Below are 13,025 nucleotides of genomic sequence, written 5' to 3' on the forward strand. Positions count from 1 at the left end.
GAGCCCGATGACCCGCGCGTGGAAGAACTCGCCACCCAGCGATACCACCACCACAAGGCCCTGGGGCAGGCCATCGCGGCTGCCGGGCTGGACACGGCCGAGGAGAAGCTCTTCGAGAGCTACGGCGGCCTGGATGAGGAGCACCACACGCGGATGAGCGCCTTCGACGCGATCACCAAGATGCCGTACGACTTCTCTCCCGCTCGGCTGCGCTGCATCGAGCGCACGGGACAACTCCTCGGTCAGGACCCCTAGCCGCAATGCCAGCGCACCGAGCGCAGCGGCCCGCCGCCCCGGCCGAACACCACGCCGTCGTCGCCGACGTGGTTCACCCTGGCCGTGGTCATGCCCGGCAGCAGCGGCAGCAGCGTCACGAAGGACTCGGCTCGCCACACCGCGGGCGGGCCGTCGGGCCGGTCGGCCTGCCCGCCGACCAGCTGCGTGTGGTTGATCGACTCGGCCCAGGTGGAGCGCGGCAGGTAGGTCACGTTGCCGCGCTCGCTGTCCCACTGCCAGCCGGCGGGCTCGATGCTGCTGAGATCCACGCCCACGGCCATCCCGCCGCTGATGGCACGAGGGGACAGCCTGGTGCGCAACCCGTTCCGGCTGATGTCGCCGTCCCGCCAGACCAGCGCGGCCAGCTCCGCGGTGTTGGTGGTGTTGAGCAGCACCGCACCCTGGTCGTCCAGGTCGATCGCGCGCACGCCCGAGGTGCCGGGCGCGTCCACCACCACGGTGCCGGTCGAGCGCCAGAGCAGGCCGACGGAGCGGTTGTCCGCGGTGCGGGTGGCCGAGGCGAGCGCCTCGCCGCGGTTGTTGATGGCCAGCGCGGTCACCGAGGTGAACCCGGCAGGCACGGCCAAGCTTTGGTAGGTCCCGGCCTTGGTCTGGGTGAACAACACCCCGGTCTCGCCCTGCAACAGCACGGTGCCGGCGGCGTTCTCGTCCACGACCAGCCGCAGCGCGGTCGCCGCCGGTGGCTGCGCGACCGGGTTTCCGTTGACCCAGCGGTAGAACACGGCCTCGGCCGAGCCCGCCTTGTAGTGCCCGGAGTAGTTGCCGCTGCCGTCGGAGCCGGTGACCGCGAAGTCGGCTGGGTCGAGCCCGGCCGGGGTCGGCACCGCGCTCGCCCGCCAGGTGCAGGCGGGCGCGGCGGTGGCGGCCGGGGCGACGAGTCCGGTGGCGAGCACGGCGGCGAGCAGGGCAAGGCGGAGCGAAGTGGTGGCACGCATTGCTGAACCCCCTCAGGTTCCCCAGTGAGCCACCCATTCTGCGCGCCTCGCCCGGGCCCTGACCACCGTTCTCAGTCGGACAGCGCGGTTCGCGGTCGGACGGCTCAGAGCTGCCCGGCGCGGGTCAGCAGCTCGCGGTCGCCGGGTGAGAGCAGCGTGCCCACCAGGTCCTTGGTGTAGACCTCGCCGGTGGTCTCGTCCAGGTCGACGGTGCCCTTGCTGGTCACCGAGTAGACGGTGCCCTCACCGGTGGCCGGGTCGAAGCCGGTGAACCACGGGCCGCCGCTGGAGCCACCGGCCATGTCGCAGAGCGTCTCCCACTGCGAGCTGCGCTTGGCCGGGAGCTCGCACCGGAACAGCTTCTGCCCCAGGCCCGCCTTCGATCCCGGGTAGCCCAGGATGGTGGTCTCCAGCGAGGCAGGCGGGTCGAAGCTCAGCCGCTGGGTGCCCGCGCGGTCGCCGACGTGCTGGCCGTCCACCGGATCCAGCACCACCATGGCCACATCCGGCGAGGACTGCCTGGTGTAGGAGCTCTGCAGCAGGAAGGCCCGCGCCGGGTACACCCCCAGCGGCGTCTGACCCTGGTCGTAGCCCGGCGCGAACACCAGGTTGCGCACCTCGATCGGCTCCTCCCAGCGGGTGTAGCCCGGCCACACGCAGTGCGCCGCGGTCACCACCACGTCCTTGGCCACCGCGGTGGCCGTGCACCAGGTCTCCGGCCCCGGCTGCTGGGTGGTGAACAACCTGCCCACACCCCTGGCCGCCCCGGTGTGCGGCGTGGCCACCCGCTCGGCCCGGTCCCCGGAGTCCCGGCCGACCTCGCGCATCCGCTCCGGCGTCCAGTGCGCGAGCGCGGCCGCCCGGTCCGGCTGGCTGACCTGGGTGACCAGGACGGTGTCGGCGGCCGGGGTCACCGGTGCCGTGGTGGCCAGGGCGGTGGTCGCGGCGAGTGCGAGGCCGGTGAGAGTTGCCATGATCAGGAGACGCCCGGCGCGCGATCGCGTTGCGCGAGGCCGTCGAAGACGATGGTGCGTGGGGCCCGCGGCCCGCGCGGTGCCGACCAGCAGGACGGCGATGGCCCGGCGCAGCCCGTTGCGCGGCCCCGCCGTCGTCGTCGACGCCGGCGAGCCCTTCGCGCTGCCGGCTCTTCGTGCTCCGGGGCAGCCTAGCCCTTGGCTTTCGCGGCCAGGCGGGCCTGGACCTCCGGGCGGCGCAGTGGCGGCACCGTGGGCGGCGGCACCTTGCGGTCCGGCAGCTCGGCGAGCAGCCGGGTGGTGGTCTCCGCGACCTCGGCGACCGCGCGCTCGAATGCCTCGCGGGTGGCGTCGGAGAGCGACTGCACGCCGCTGATCTTGCGGACGTACTGGCGGGCGGCGGCCTCGATCTCCTCCGGGGTCGCGGAGGGTTCCAGGCCCCGGAGCGTGGTGATGTTGCGGCACATGCGAACCACAGTACGACCGGGCACCGACAGCGGCCGGTTCACGGGCCGTGCAGCAGGGCGCGGGTGCTGCCTAAGTCGGTGACCGCGGCGGCGGCCTGGTCCAAGGCGTCGTCGACGGCGGCGGCGAAGACGTCCGGGCCGCCGATCGCGGCGATGGTCTCCGGCGGCAGGAACTTGATCAGGAGCGCGTCGGTGCCCGGTGGCAGCCCCGCGAAGTGCACGGTGAGCAGGCCGTGGTCGCGGAGCAGGGTCATGGCCAGTGCCGCGGTGGCCTCGATCGGGGCCAGCGGGCCGACCGGCTTGCGGCGGCCCAGTTCGGCGAGCACCCCGGCGCCGGGCAGGCGGGTGATGAACGGGGTCTGCTCGACCCAGTCGCCGAGGCGGGCGCGCAGTGCCGTGCCGACCAGCTGGGTCTGCGCGACCAGCTCGCGGACCCGTTCCGGACGGTAGTCCTGGAGGGTCTGCGCCACGGCGGGGTAGAGGGCGGGGCGGCATTCGCTGCCGAGCTCGAACGCGCGGGCGCGGGCCTGGGCGACCAGGTCGGCGCGCCCGCCGAGCAGGCCGACCCTGGGCCCGCCGACGCCGTACTTGTCCAGGCCGGTGGCACCTAAGTCCGCGTCGAACTCCAGGGTGCGGGGCTGGCCGAGGACGGCCGGGCCGACCCTCGCGCCGCCCGCGTCGTCCACCACGACCAGTGCGCCGTGCGCGTGCGCCAGCTCGACCACGCGGCGCAGGTCCTCGGTGGTCAGCGTGTCGTAGGTGACGGCGAGGCGGGTCAGTGCCACCACCGAGACATCCTGTTGCGCGGCAAGGGTTTCCGCGAGCGCGGCCACGGTGGACTCGACCAGGTGGCCGCCCGCGTCGCGGACCGCGCGGGTCACCGCGGGATGGCTGTGGCTGGGGGAGACGCCGACCACGGTGGAACCGGGGCGGACGGTGACCTGCATGGCCGCGTACAGGGCCGCGGTGAGGCGGTTGGTGACCAGGATGTCGTCCCGGCCGGACTCGCCGCCCAGGTGTTCCAGGCCCAGCTCGTGCAGGGGTTCGGCGTAGAGCGCGCCCGCCCACTCGTCGTCCAGCACCCAGGTGTCCAGCTCGGGCAGGTCGATGCGGCGGTCCAGGCCGCTGACGTTGTGCAGGGGCAGCGCCTCGGCGGCGCGGTGCCGGATGTGGCGGCGGGCCTCGTCGAGTTTGCGCAGGTGGGATCGGGTGTCGGCGAGGATGGGGCCGGGGGCGTACGGGAGGGTCACGGGTCCAGCAGACCCTGTGCCACGGTGGCACACAAGCTCAACAATTGATCGGATAGTGTTCGATATGGTGCACCGGTGCTCTCCCTGCCCGCCCTGCGTCTACTGCACGAGCTGCGCCGCCGCGGCACCCTGACCGCGGCCGCGCAGGCGCTGCACCTGAGCCGGTCCGCGGCCAGCCACCAGCTCGCCGCGCTGCAACGGGCCGCTGGGGTCGCGCTGACCGAGAAGGTGGGCCGCACCCTGCGCTGCACCGAGGCCGGTCTGCTGCTGGCCGGGCACGCCGAGCGGGTGCTGCACGAGCTGGAGGAGGCGGGCACGGTCGCCGAGCGGGTCAAGGGCGACCCGTCGGGCGTGATCCGGATCGGCGCGGTGCAGACCATCGCCGCCGGCGTGCTGCCCGGCGTGCTCACCGACCTGGCCGCCGAGCACCCGCGCCTGCGCGTGGAAGCCGCGCACGTCACCACCGAGGAGGCCCAGGACGCGGTGCCCGCCGGCCGGCTTGACCTGGCCGTGGTCTCCTCCTACGACAGCGCCCCGCTGACCATCCGGCCCGGCACGCACACCGAGGTCCTGTTCCGCGACCCGGTCCGCCTGGCCCTGCCTGCCGGTCACCGCCTGGCCAGGCGCTCGGGCGTGGTGCGGATCGCCGAGCTGGCCGGGGAACGCTGGATCGCGGGGGAGGCGGGCAGCTACTTCGGCAGGTTGGTGCCCGCGCTGTGCCACCGCGCCGGGTTCACCCCGGACATCCTGCACCGGACCAGTGATGTGGCGGTGCTGGCGGCGTTCGTGACCGCGGGGCACGGGGTGGCCTGCGTGCCCGCGATCGCCGACCTGGCCAGGTGGCCGGGGATGGTGACGGTGGGCATCGACGCCGAGGACGCTGGGCGGGACATCGTGGTGCTGCTGCGCGAGGGCAGCCGGGGGCGGCCCGCGGTGCAGGTCGCGTTGGCGGCGCTGCGTCGGCACCGGCTGGCCGAGAGCGCTCTCTGATCTAGTGGGCCGAGTTCAGCCCGGTCGCGAGGCGGATGGCGGCCTCGGTGTCGAGGGCCCGTCCCGTTGTTCTGACCAGGATCGGCCGGGTCGAGTCCGGGCGGAAGAACTCGATCAGGATGAGGTCGGTGTTGTCCGTGGCGACCACGGTGCCGCCGTCGACCTCCTTGGTCCGGCACCGTGGCGCGGTCCCCGGCTGGCAGGCGGCCTGGCCGACGCGCACCGAGCCCGCGCGGCCGTCGGCGGTCTGGAGCTGGGCTTCCGCGGTGTGTTTCCTGGCCGAGAGCACCGATCGCGCGGCCTCCGCGGTGCTGGTAATCCGGGTGGCCGGGGCCTCCGCGCGCAGGAACTCGTGCAGCAGGGTCTGGAGCTGGCGGGAGCGCGGGCTGCTCGTGCCCTGGAGCGGCTCGGCCGGTGGCGATGTGGTCGGGGCGGGTGGCGGTGGCGTCGTGCACGAGGTCAGCAGTGCCAGCGCGGCCAGGGCGCGCGCGAGTTCCCGGATCATGAGCCTCGCCTGCTCGCCGCCAGTATCGCGCCGCTGGGTCGTTACGGGCGATTGACAGCCAGGTAAATCGTTCTAGAGTGGCATCCGAGAGAGCGCTCTCACGCCGCCAGCTGACAGCCCTCCCTGAAGTTGCGAGGTGGCGCCATGCGCGCACAACACCGTTCCCTGGCGCGACGACTGCTCATCGCCCCACTGGTCGCCGCCCTGTTCGGCACCGCCCTCATCCCGGCGGCGCAGGCCGCGCCCGAACCCGGCTGGGACAAGGACTGGGCCGCGGCGGCACTGGCGGTCAACCCCGCCGCGGCCACCGCCTCCGGCTCCGAGAACCCGGACTTCGCGCCGGGCAAGGCCATCGACAACAACCCCGGCACCCGCTGGGCCAGCAACCCCGCCGACGACGCCTGGCTGCGCATCGACCTGGGCGCCAGCATCCGCATCAGCCAGGTTCAGCTGGTGTGGGAGGCCGCCTTCGGCCGCCGCTACGCGCTGGAGGTCTCCGGCAACGGCAGCGACTGGCGGCCGTTCTACACCGAGAACGCGGGCACCGGTGGCACCACGAACGTGCACACCTACCCGCGCGAGGTGGTCGGCCGGTACCTGCGGCTGCGCGGCATCGAGCGCGCGACCCCCTACGGCTACTCGCTGTTCTCGGCGGTGGTCAAGGGCGGCGTGCCCGCACCGGCCGGCACCACCGAGCGCAACCTGGCGCTGCACCACCCGGTCTTCGGCGACTACTACCAGCACGCCGGGAACTCGCCTGCCTTCGCGGTGGACGGCGGCTACCCGGAGAACCTGCGGGATGACACCACCCGCTGGTCCAGCGACTGGAACGCCAACCGCTGGCTCGGTGTGGACCTGGGCGCGAACGCGCGGATCAACCGGGTCGAGCTGTACTGGCAGGCCGCCTACGCGGTGGACTACGCCCTCGAAGTCTCCGCGGACAACCGGAACTGGCGGCAGGTCTACCGGCCCTCGGCCGACGAGGTGGCCGCGCGGCGGGCCGATGTGCAGCCGCCGGGTGAGGCGGTCGGCCGGATCGACCGGGTGAACCTGGGCACCGACGCCCGCTACATCCGGATGCGCGGCATCGAGCGGCGATCCTTCTACAACCCCGCGCCGCACACCGCGCAGTTCGGCTACTCGCTCTACGAGTTCCAGGTCTGGGGCACCGGCGGCAGTGCCGCGGCCCGCTACCCGGACGCGCCGCCCAACCCCGGTGGCACGTACCAGACCACGTTCTTCGACGACTTCACCGGCGCGGCGCTGGACCGGAACCGGTGGCGGGTGCAGCGGACCGGGGCGACCTTCAACCCGGTCAACGGCGAGGCCCAGGCCTACGTCGACTCGCCGGAGAACATCAGTGTGCGCAACGGTTCCCTGGAGCTGACCGCGCGCTGGAAGCCGGGGTTCACCACGCCTGACGGCGGCAAGTTCGACTTCACCTCCGGCCGGATCGACACCGGCACCAAGCACGACTTCACCTACGGCCGGATCAGCGCCAGGGTGAAGATGCCGGTGGGCGACGGTTACTGGCCGGCGTTCTGGTTGCTGGGCAGCGATGTGGACGATCCCAACGTGGGCTGGCCGGCCAGCGGGGAGACCGACATCCTGGAGAACATCGGCTACGGCAACTGGGTCAGCGCGGCGATGCACGGCCCCGGCTACTCCGCCGACGGCAACATCGGCAAGACCGAGTACTTCCCGGCCGGTGGCAGCGCGGACCAGTGGCACGTCTACTCCGCGGAGTGGACACCGCAGTACATCGCGTTCTCACTGGACGGCCGGGAGTACCACCGGATCACCAGGGACCACGTGGAGTCGCTGCGCGGGCAGTGGGTCTTCGACAAGAACCAGTACGTGATCCTGAACTTCGCCCTCGGCGGGGCCTATCCCGCCGGGCACAACAAGGTGACCCAGCCGTACTGGGGGCTGCCGCAGTCCAGTGTCGACCGGGTGCGGACGAGCGAGATCAAGACCGAGGTGGACTGGGTGCGGGTGGAACAACGACGTTGACCCGCGCCATGGTGGGGCGGGTGGCGCCCGATGCGCGCCGCCCGCCCCACCCCCGGTCACCGGACCGGGTGCCAGTCCGCCTCGCGGAGCTGGACCACGTCGCCGGTCAGGCCGTGCCGGTCCGTGCTGCCGGGGCCGGGCACGATGGTCACCACCCCGGTCACCTCCACGGTCAGCCCGGCGGCCGCGCCCCAACTGGACAGCCCGGCCACGTACACCGGCGGTTCCCCGTCGCGGAGGAGAACCGCGCCCGCGTGCGCGTTGCCCGCGGTGCCGCGGAGGCGGACGGTTTTCCCGGCCTGGTCGGCGAGGTTCATCAGACCTTCTTCGCGAATGCCACGGTGAACACCTGGCGGTCGAAGTCCAGCAGGTCGCGCGAATAGTAGTCGAAAGTGCTCTGGAATACCTTCATGCCCGGTTCGGCGTGGTTCGCGTGCCACCAGTTCTTGGTGTTCTCGTCGTACCAGCCGTAGTCGAAGTTGACATAACCGGGGCGGGCGGCATAACGGTAGGAGTTCATGTCGACCTGGCCGCGCGCATTCGGCCGGTACATCTTCTCGGCGAACTCGTCGGTCCAGTCCGGGTGCTGCTTCGAGTAGAACCGCTTGGAGAAGATGGCCGCGGTCAGTTCGCCGGAGTCCAGGTCACGGGGGAGGGCGCGCTGCACGTTCTCCAGCTTGCTCAGCAGCGGGTGGGCGCGCACGGCGGCGGCGTACTGGGCGACGCTGGGCCGGGACTTGATGATCTCGTTCAGCGCGGCCTGCACCTCGCGGGCCTTGCCGAAGGTGCCGAAGGACAGGCCGAGCGGAGGGTTGCCGACGTCGGCGCGCTCCAGGTTGACCACGGTGACGCCGATGCAGCCGCGGGCCAGGTTGGCGCGCTCGTCGGCGGTCATCGCGCGGCCGTGGAAGGTCTCCCACGCCTTGATGTAGTCGGCGACCTTCCAGGTCTTGGACTCGACGCCGGGCTTGAGTGGCGGGGCGATCGGCAGGCCGACGATGGAGACCGCGGCGGTGGGGGCGGGCGCCGCGGTGGCGGCGGCCGTACCCGGGATGAGCAGACCCAGACCGAGCGCGGCGGCGGTCAGGGTGCGGACCAGAACGGAATTTCTCACGGCTCGAAAGCTAGGAATTCGCAACGATTGCGGTCAAACAGTTGTGACCGCGCTCATGTGGTTTTTCCCGAATGGAGCAGGGAACAACGTTTGTTCTTATTTCGGACAGCTCGCGTTACCGCGGGAAAAGCGATCCCGCTCACTTCCCGGACAGTGTGCCCGGGGTGGTGAGCGCGGCCAGCGCCATTCGGTGCAGCAGGCCGGCCATCGCCGCGCGGTCCAGGTGCGCGCTGTGCGGGGTGGAGTTGAGCAGGCCGAAGACCGCGTGCGCGGCGGCGCGGGCGGCCGGTTCGTCGTCGAGGCCGGGCACCGCCTGCACGATCACCCGCACCCACACCTCGACGTAGCGGCGTTGCAGGGCGCGGACCTGGCGGCGGTCGGCCTCGGCCAGGTTGCCCAGGTTGCGCTCGTGCACGGTGATCAGCGCGCGGTTGTCCAGCGCGAAGTCCAGCTGCCAGCCGATCAGGGCGTTGAGCGCGGACTCCGGGTCCGGCGCGGCGGCCACCCTGGCCCCGCCGCCGTCCAGGAGCTTCTGGCTGATGTCCACCAGCATCTCCCCGAGCATGGCGTCCTTGCTGCGGAAATGCCGGTAGACGCCGGGGCCGCTGATGCCCACCGCGGAGCCGATGTCGTCGATGCCGACGCCGTGGAAGCCGTGCCGGGCGAAGAGTTCGGCCGCCGCGGCCAGCAGCTGTTCGCGACGGGTCGGCCCACTCTGCCGGGTGGCTGCGCTCGACGTCATAGTGGTGATACTAGCGCCGAAGGTTAGCGAGCGTTAACATGAAGGTCAGCGGTGTTAACGACCGTTAACTTTGCTGAGTCACGTTCGACCCCGCAAGCGAGTCTCAACGAGGAGAGTCCGGCGATGGACGTCCTGCGCAGCAGCGCGGATCCGACCGCGGAGAGTTTCAAGCGCGCCGTCGAGGAGCACACCGCGCTGTCCGCCGACCTGCGCGACCAGCTGGCCCAGGCGCGCAAGGGCGGCCCGGAGCGCGCCCGGCAGCGGCACGTCGAACGCGGCAAGCTGCTGCCGCGCGACCGCGTCGACTCACTGGTCGACCCCGGCTCGCCGTTCCTGGAGCTGTCCCCGCTGGCCGCGCACGGCATGTACGACGGCGAGGCCCCGGCCGCCGGCATCATCACCGGTGTCGGCCGGATCTCCGGGCGCGAGTGCGTGATCGTGGCCAACGACGCCACCGTCAAGGGCGGCACCTACTACCCGATGACGGTCAAGAAGCACCTGCGCGCCCAGGAAGTGGCGCTGCACAACAACCTGCCCTGCGTGTACCTGGTCGACTCCGGCGGCGCGTTCCTGCCCCGTCAGGACGAGGTGTTCCCCGACCGCGAGCACTTCGGCCGGATCTTCTACAACCAGGCCACCATGTCCGGCCGGGGCATCCCGCAGATCGCCGCGGTGCTCGGCTCCTGCACCGCAGGCGGCGCCTACGTCCCGGCGATGAGCGATGAAGCGGTGATCGTGCGCAACCAGGGCACGATCTTCCTCGGCGGCCCGCCGCTGGTGAAGGCGGCCACCGGCGAGGTGGTCACCGCAGAGGAGCTGGGCGGCGGTGAGCTGCACTCGCGCACCTCCGGGGTCACCGACCACCTGGCCGAGGACGACGCGCACGCGCTGCAGATCGTCCGGTCCATTGTGGACACCCTCGGCCCACGTCAGCCCCAGCCGTGGCGGATCGAGCCGAGCGAGGAGCCGCTGGCCGACCCCGCCGAACTCTACGGCGTGGTGCCGGTGGACAGCCGCACGCCCTACGACGTGCGCGAGGTGATCGCGCGGATCGTGGACGGCAGCAAGTTCCACGAGTTCAAGCGCGAGTACGGGCAGACCCTGGTCACCGGGTTCGCCCGCATCCACGGCCACCCGGTGGGCATCGTGGCCAACAACGGCATCCTCTTCGGCGAGTCCGCGGTCAAGGGCGCGCACTTCATCCAGCTCTGCGACCAGCGGCAGACCCCGCTGGTGTTCCTGCAGAACATCTCCGGGTTCATGGTCGGCCGCGAGTACGAGGCAGGCGGCATCGCCAAGCACGGCGCGAAGATGGTCACCGCGGTGGCCTGCGCGCGGGTGCCCAAGTTCACCATGATCATCGGCGGTTCCTTCGGCGCCGGCAACTACTCGATGTGCGGCCGGGCCTACTCGCCGCGGTTCCTGTGGATGTGGCCGAACGCGCGGATCTCGGTGATGGGCGGCGAACAGGCCGCCTCGGTGCTGGCCACCGTGCGCCGCGACCAGTTCGAGGCCAAGGGTCAGGACTGGTCCGCCGAGGACGAGCAGGCGTTCAAGGACCCGATCCGCGCCCAGTACGAGGACCAGGGCCACCCGTACTACTCCACCGCCCGGCTGTGGGACGACGGCGTGATCGACCCCGCCGACACCCGCACCGTGCTCGGTCTCGCCCTCTCCGCCGCCGCCAACGCGCCGATCGAGCCCACGGGCTACGGCGTTTTCCGAATGTGAGGCAGTTGACCATGTTCGACACCGTCCTGGTCGCCAACCGCGGTGAGATCGCGGTCCGGGTGATCGACACGTTGCGGCGCATGGGCATCCGCTCGGTCGCGGTGTACAGCGACGCCGACGCCGGTGCCCGGCACGTGCGGGAGGCCGACGTCGCGGTGCGCATCGGCCCGGCCGCCGCGCGGGAGAGCTACCTGTCCATCGAGCGGATCATCAACGCCGCCAGGGAGACCGGCGCGCAGGCCGTGCACCCCGGCTACGGCTTCCTGGCCGAGAACACCGCCTTCGCCACGGCCTGCGCCGAGGCCGGGCTGGTCTTCATCGGCCCGCCGCCTGCCGCGATCGAAGCCATGGGCGACAAGATCCGCGCCAAGCAGACCGTATCGGCCGCCGGGGTGCCCGTGGTGCCCGGCCGCAGCGAGCCCGGCCTGACCGACGAGGACCTGATCGAGGCCGCGGCCGAGGTCGGTTTCCCGGTGCTGCTCAAGCCTTCCGCCGGTGGCGGCGGCAAGGGCATGCGGCTGGTCACCGAGACCGCGGGGCTGGCCGAGGCGATCGCCAGCGCCCGCCGGGAGGCGCGCGGCTCCTTCGGCGACGACACGCTGCTGCTGGAGCGGTTCGTGCAGCGGCCCCGGCACATCGAGATCCAGGTGCTGGCCGACAACCACGGCACCGTGCTGCACCTGGGCGAACGCGAGTGCAGCCTGCAGCGGCGGCACCAGAAGATCATCGAAGAGGCGCCCTCCCCGCTGCTGGACGAGGCCGCGCGGGCGCGGATGGGCGCGGCGGCAGTGGAGGCGGCCCGCGCGGTCGGCTACACCGGCGCGGGCACGGTGGAGTTCATCGTCTCCGCCGACGCCCCCGACGAGTTCTTCTTCATGGAGATGAACACCCGGCTCCAGGTCGAGCACCCGGTCACCGAGATGGTCACCGGCTATGACCTGGTCGAGTGGCAGGTGCGGGTGGCCGCGGGCGAACCGCTGGGCTTCGGCCAGGACGAGGTCGAGCTGACCGGCCACGCGGTCGAGGTCCGGATCTACGCCGAGGACCCGGCGCGCAACTTCCTGCCCACCGGCGGCACCGTGCACGTGGTGCGCGAGCCCTTCGGTCAGGCCAGGGTGGATTCCGCGCTGCTGCCCGGCAGCGTGGTCGGCAGCGACTACGACCCGATGCTGGCCAAGTACATCGTGCACGGCGCGGACCGGGCGGAGGCCCTGCGCGGCATGAGCGCGGCGCTGCGCGCGACCGCGCTGCTGGGCGTCACCACCAACATCCCGTTCCTGCTGGCGCTGCTGGCCGATGCGGACGTGGTGGCCGGCCACCTGGACACCGGCCTGGTCGAGCGCAGGCTGGACAAGCTGGTCAGTGCGACGGTGCCGGACGAGGTCTACGCCGCAGTCGCGCTGGAACGTCTGCTGGCGCTGGAACCCGGCGCACAGGCCGGCCCGTGGGACATCCCCGGCGGCTGGCGGATCGGCGAGCCCGCCTGGACCAGCTGGCAGCTGGAGATCAGCGGCCAGGAACCGGTGCCGGTGAAGGTGCGCGGCCGAGGGCACGCCGCGGAGATCGCGCTCGGCGAGGGCGAACCGGAACCGGCAAGCGCCCGCGCGGTCACCGCCGAGGACGGCGCGGTGGAACTCGCGCTGACCTTCCGCGGCCGCACCACCAGGTTCACCACCGTCCACAAGGGACAGACCAGCTGGCTGGCCACCGGTGGCCACGCCTACCAGGTCACCGAGACCGAGAAGCTGGCCGCCGCCCGGCACGAGGCCCCCGGCGGGCGTGGTGGCCCGGTCACCAGCCCGATGCCCGGCACCGTGCTGGTGGTCAAGGTCGCCCAGGGCGAGGCCGTCACCGCGGGCCAGCCCCTGATCATCGTCGAGGCCATGAAGATGGAGCACACCATCACCGCCCCGGTGGACGGCCTCGTCAGCGAACTACGGGTGCGGCCCGGCCAACAGGTCGGTCTGGACCAGGCCCTTGCCGTCGTTACTCCCCAGGAGGGATGAG

12 protein-coding genes and 1 pseudogene are annotated in these 13,025 nt (G+C 72.0%); 5 read left to right on the plus strand and 8 right to left on the minus strand.

The genetic code is table 11. The features are described 5' to 3' along the window. Positions 1-255: pseudogene (locus tag ACWDY5_RS28240) on the plus strand (MerR family transcriptional regulator); the annotation flags it as partial. Here the strand turns inward: ACWDY5_RS28240 and ACWDY5_RS28245 are convergent. From ACWDY5_RS28245 to ACWDY5_RS28260, 4 genes are all read right to left on the minus strand, one after another. Then, complete coding sequence (locus ACWDY5_RS28245) at positions 252-1,232, minus strand: hypothetical protein (protein ID WP_449725187.1); 981 nt, start codon at positions 1,230-1,232, stop codon at positions 252-254. The pseudogene ACWDY5_RS28240 and the gene ACWDY5_RS28245 overlap by 4 nt on opposite strands. Positions 1,233-1,336: 104 nt before the next feature. Continuing rightward, positions 1,337-2,206 carry a trypsin-like serine peptidase gene (locus tag ACWDY5_RS28250; RefSeq protein ID WP_449725188.1) on the minus strand — a complete coding sequence of 290 codons (870 nt, stop codon included), beginning with the start codon at positions 2,204-2,206 and terminating at the stop codon, positions 1,337-1,339. 191 nt (positions 2,207-2,397) lie between these two features. Next, positions 2,398-2,673 (minus strand): DUF2277 domain-containing protein, encoded by a 276-nt coding sequence (locus tag ACWDY5_RS28255; protein ID WP_449725189.1) that lies wholly within the window; start codon positions 2,671-2,673, stop codon positions 2,398-2,400. A 38-nt stretch (positions 2,674-2,711) separates the two neighbouring features. Further along, positions 2,712-3,923 carry an aminotransferase class I/II-fold pyridoxal phosphate-dependent enzyme gene (locus ACWDY5_RS28260; protein ID WP_449725190.1) on the minus strand — a complete coding sequence of 404 codons (1,212 nt, stop codon included), beginning with the start codon at positions 3,921-3,923 and terminating at the stop codon, positions 2,712-2,714. Positions 3,924-3,998: 75 nt separating this feature from the next. On the opposite strand from ACWDY5_RS28260, the gene ACWDY5_RS28265 reads away from it, so the two are divergent. Beyond that, entirely contained in the window at positions 3,999-4,913 is a 915-nt protein-coding gene (locus tag ACWDY5_RS28265; protein ID WP_449725191.1) for a LysR substrate-binding domain-containing protein, read from the plus strand. Position 4,914: 1 nt separating this feature from the next. Here ACWDY5_RS28265 and ACWDY5_RS28270 read toward each other — a convergent pair whose 3' ends face one another. Then, positions 4,915-5,418: a hypothetical protein gene (locus tag ACWDY5_RS28270; RefSeq protein ID WP_449725192.1), complete on the minus strand. Its 504-nt coding sequence runs from the start codon at positions 5,416-5,418 to the stop codon at positions 4,915-4,917. 144 nt (positions 5,419-5,562) lie between these two features. On the opposite strand from ACWDY5_RS28270, the gene ACWDY5_RS28275 reads away from it, so the two are divergent. Beyond that, the gene (locus ACWDY5_RS28275) at positions 5,563-7,431 is read left to right on the plus strand and encodes a discoidin domain-containing protein (RefSeq protein WP_449725193.1); all 1,869 of its coding nucleotides are present in this window, start codon (positions 5,563-5,565) and stop codon (positions 7,429-7,431) included. A gap of 56 nt (positions 7,432-7,487) precedes the next feature. Here ACWDY5_RS28275 and ACWDY5_RS28280 read toward each other — a convergent pair whose 3' ends face one another. The 3 genes from ACWDY5_RS28280 to ACWDY5_RS28290 all read right to left on the minus strand — a co-directional run bounded on the left by ACWDY5_RS28280 (position 7,488) and on the right by ACWDY5_RS28290 (position 9,287). Further along, a complete protein-coding gene (locus ACWDY5_RS28280; protein WP_449725194.1) occupies positions 7,488-7,748 on the minus strand; it encodes a hypothetical protein in 261 nt (86 codons plus the stop codon). Then, positions 7,748-8,545, minus strand: coding sequence for a hypothetical protein (locus ACWDY5_RS28285; protein WP_449725195.1), 798 nt, complete (start codon positions 8,543-8,545; stop codon positions 7,748-7,750). The genes ACWDY5_RS28280 and ACWDY5_RS28285 overlap by 1 nt, the downstream gene beginning before the upstream one ends. Positions 8,546-8,684: 139 nt before the next feature. After that, on the minus strand, positions 8,685-9,287 hold the full coding sequence (locus ACWDY5_RS28290) for an SACE_7040 family transcriptional regulator (protein WP_252479869.1): 603 nt from the start codon (positions 9,285-9,287) through the stop codon (positions 8,685-8,687). A 123-nt stretch (positions 9,288-9,410) separates the two neighbouring features. Here ACWDY5_RS28290 and ACWDY5_RS28295 point away from each other — a divergent pair, with 123 nt between their 5' ends. Both ACWDY5_RS28295 and ACWDY5_RS28300 read left to right on the plus strand, forming a co-directional pair. After that, positions 9,411-11,018, plus strand: coding sequence for a carboxyl transferase domain-containing protein (locus ACWDY5_RS28295; RefSeq protein ID WP_449725196.1), 1,608 nt, complete (start codon positions 9,411-9,413; stop codon positions 11,016-11,018). Between the two features lie 11 nt (positions 11,019-11,029). Continuing rightward, complete coding sequence (locus ACWDY5_RS28300) at positions 11,030-13,024, plus strand: ATP-binding protein (protein ID WP_449725197.1); 1,995 nt, start codon at positions 11,030-11,032, stop codon at positions 13,022-13,024. Position 13,025: the final 1 nt, after the last annotated feature.

The organism is Crossiella sp. NPDC003009 (genome assembly GCF_053591555.1).

Excerpts from the sequence above, each read along its gene's own strand:
- ACWDY5_RS28250 (WP_449725188.1), bottom strand. The coding sequence starts at position 2,206 with ATGGCAACTCTCACCGGCCTCGCACTCGCCGCGACCACCGCCCTGGCC.
- ACWDY5_RS28255 (WP_449725189.1), bottom strand. The coding sequence starts at position 2,673 with ATGTGCCGCAACATCACCACGCTCCGGGGCCTGGAACCCTCCGCGACC.
- ACWDY5_RS28300 (WP_449725197.1), top strand. The coding sequence starts at position 11,030 with ATGTTCGACACCGTCCTGGTCGCCAACCGCGGTGAGATCGCGGTCCGG.
- ACWDY5_RS28280 (WP_449725194.1), bottom strand. The coding sequence starts at position 7,748 with ATGAACCTCGCCGACCAGGCCGGGAAAACCGTCCGCCTCCGCGGCACC.
- ACWDY5_RS28290 (WP_252479869.1), bottom strand. The coding sequence starts at position 9,287 with ATGACGTCGAGCGCAGCCACCCGGCAGAGTGGGCCGACCCGTCGCGAA.
- ACWDY5_RS28275 (WP_449725193.1), top strand. The coding sequence starts at position 5,563 with ATGCGCGCACAACACCGTTCCCTGGCGCGACGACTGCTCATCGCCCCA.
- ACWDY5_RS28245 (WP_449725187.1), bottom strand. The coding sequence starts at position 1,232 with ATGCGTGCCACCACTTCGCTCCGCCTTGCCCTGCTCGCCGCCGTGCTC.
- ACWDY5_RS28270 (WP_449725192.1), bottom strand. The coding sequence starts at position 5,418 with ATGATCCGGGAACTCGCGCGCGCCCTGGCCGCGCTGGCACTGCTGACC.
- ACWDY5_RS28295 (WP_449725196.1), top strand. The coding sequence starts at position 9,411 with ATGGACGTCCTGCGCAGCAGCGCGGATCCGACCGCGGAGAGTTTCAAG.